The 2,416-nt window shown below is 35.1% G+C and carries 4 protein-coding genes; 2 read left to right on the plus strand and 2 right to left on the minus strand.

The annotated features are described in order from the left end of the window. The first annotated feature begins 71 nt into the window (after positions 1-71). On the plus strand, positions 72-494 hold the full coding sequence (locus tag FFM82_RS12540) for a YjdF family protein (protein WP_137646141.1): 423 nt from the start codon (positions 72-74) through the stop codon (positions 492-494). Positions 495-643: 149 nt separating this feature from the next. Here FFM82_RS12540 and FFM82_RS12545 read toward each other — a convergent pair whose 3' ends face one another. Then, positions 644-991: a type II toxin-antitoxin system PemK/MazF family toxin gene (locus FFM82_RS12545; protein WP_024002471.1), complete on the minus strand. Its 348-nt coding sequence runs from the start codon at positions 989-991 to the stop codon at positions 644-646. After that, positions 991-1,254, minus strand: a complete 264-nt coding sequence (locus FFM82_RS12550) for a type II toxin-antitoxin system PrlF family antitoxin (protein WP_063724033.1) — start codon at positions 1,252-1,254, stop codon at positions 991-993. The genes FFM82_RS12545 and FFM82_RS12550 overlap by 1 nt, the downstream gene beginning before the upstream one ends. Positions 1,255-1,331: 77 nt before the next feature. Between FFM82_RS12550 and FFM82_RS12555 the strand changes: the two genes are divergently transcribed. Further along, positions 1,332-1,919: a site-specific integrase gene (locus FFM82_RS12555; RefSeq protein WP_025016518.1), complete on the plus strand. Its 588-nt coding sequence runs from the start codon at positions 1,332-1,334 to the stop codon at positions 1,917-1,919. Positions 1,920-2,416 lie beyond the last annotated feature (497 nt).

The raw sequence follows: 2,416 nt of genomic DNA on the forward strand, positions 1-2,416 counted from the left end.
ATAGCGAAGCTATCAGTAACCTGCCTCCTTGGTTGTCCATCTTTCTTAATTAATTTTAAGGAGGATGTTTGATGTCTACTATCAAGGGATCATTAACAATTGTCTATGAACCACCGTTTTACAAAGCTATTTTTGAAAGACGTTTTGAGTCCATTTATGAAGTTGGTCAAATTAACTTAGGCCCTTCAGAACCTAAATTAACTTTGATTTACGATCTAGTTATTCATCATTGGAATAGAATTATCTTTTTCAAACAAACTGTTTGTGCTTCGTCTGTTTCTGAACGAAAAATCAATCCTAAGCGTCTTCAAAGGTTAGCTAGAAAGAGTATTCAGTATGGTGTCGGTACTAAAGCACAACAAACACTCCAAAAACAGTTGGAATGTCAAAAAGTAACTCGACAACATAATAGACGTACTAAGAAGATCTTGGATCAAGAAAAAAGATATAAATTGCACCAGGCCAAGAAAATACAAAAACACAAGGGACATTGAGAAGCTAGTATAGAAAACTATGTGTTGCATTTTAGGGCCTATAACTATCAAATAACCCCTCGAAAACATTGAAAGAATAGCCCCCAATATCTATAATGTAGATATTGGGGGCTATTTTGTTTCTTTTATCAATAAATAACATCTGCTTTTCAGAAAAATTGTTGGACCTTTGTACTAATTGAACTAATTTCTTGCTGAGATAAAGTGGCCACAACTTCGCCATCTGATCGTTTTGTTGGATCGACAGCACGGACATGTTGTAATAACGCTGTCCCGTGAATTTTCCCGTTATCTATCCTGATAAATAACGGCGATTTAGCATACTTTTCTTGGGTACGATATTTGTCAGAGGTACTGATTGGCACAACTAGCACCGTATTAAAATAGCGATTATAGTGATCGTTGCTTACAACTAAACACGGTCGCTTTTTCTTAGTTTCAGTGCCTTTAGCCGGATCTAAATTAATCCATAAAATAGCGCCTTGTTTTAATTTCATTAATCAAAGTCTTCGCTTTCTATGTCTTTACCCCAATCAACTTCTGTTGTACTGAGATTTCCAAACTTTTTTTCTTGTTCATCAACAAGTTGCCATAGATCCGGTTTACTACGAACAATCATTACTTTACCATTTGGTTCAATCTGCCATTCAATTGTGTCAGTAGACCGAACTTTTAACAGTTCACGTACTGTTTTAGGAATTGTGATCTGATTTTTACTTGTGATCTTCGAGCTAACCTTAGTTACATTACCTGCGCTCACAATATCATCTCCTTACTTTTTCCTTACAAAAATAATAACATAACTGCTTTAATATCTCAAGAAAAGGAGAAAAGACTATGCAACAAGTTGTCTTACCCATCAAAGATTCCAACGTTCTTAAAGAGGTTCAAGATACGTTACTCAATAACTTTAAAGCTGGCCGACGTAACTATACGATTTTTCAAGTTGGTAAAGCGACGCTACTGCGAGTGAGTGACGTTATGGGCTTAAAACAGGCCGATATTTTTAATCCGGACGGTTCTATTAAACAAAATGCGTTTATTCATGACCGAAAAACTGGTAAACCTAATACCTTGTACCTTAAACCTGTTCAAACAGAGCTCTTATTGTACCGTCAATGGCTGCTTGATCATAAGCTGGATTCTGAATGGCTCTTTCCTTCAATTCAACACCCAGAACGCCATATTACTGAAAAACAGTTCTACAAAATTATGAGTAAGGTTGGCGATCTATTAGGAATTAATTATCTAGGTACTCATACAATGCGCAAAACTGGGGCTTATCGTGTTTATACGCAATCAAATTACAATATTGGCCTAGTCATGCACTTACTAAATCACTCCAGTGAATCAATGACTTTAGCTTATTTAGGCTTGGATCAAGCAAGTACAGAAAACATGTTGAACCAAATTGATTTTGGGTAAATTGGTTTGATTTTGTTGTCGCCAACGGCGACTTCTGATACAGGATTTTAATGGGTCTAGCACAACATAGAATTTATTCTATGTGTAAGTGCGCATTGACCTCGTTTAACTCGGTCTACTGATAACCATAAAATCAATTTCTGCCGTTGTTGAGTTAACTGTATTTTTAATTCAATTTATGTTTTCACCTAACTAAGATTGTTATGTTTTAAATACCTAAAAAATATTACGGATTACGCTGGTTTAAGCCAAAACTTCTTAATTGTTTTGTGCAGAGAAACTTTATAATTTTGGTAGCAAATTTTGAATAACGGTACTGTAAAATCTGTAAATCTAAACTGAAAGCATTATTTTGATGTTAGGAGTCATTAAGATGGACGAAAAGAAAGTATTAAAACCCATTGATGAAATGCTTGCTGATCCTTGGCAAGTTGATATTCAAGAATTGTTTGAAGCTTCTTTCAATGAACCTGACGAGATCAAAAAGAATTTGTATG

The organism is Lactiplantibacillus plajomi, from assembly GCF_005405405.1.
In the GTDB taxonomy this organism is placed as follows: Bacteria; Bacillota; Bacilli; order Lactobacillales; family Lactobacillaceae; genus Lactiplantibacillus; species Lactiplantibacillus plajomi.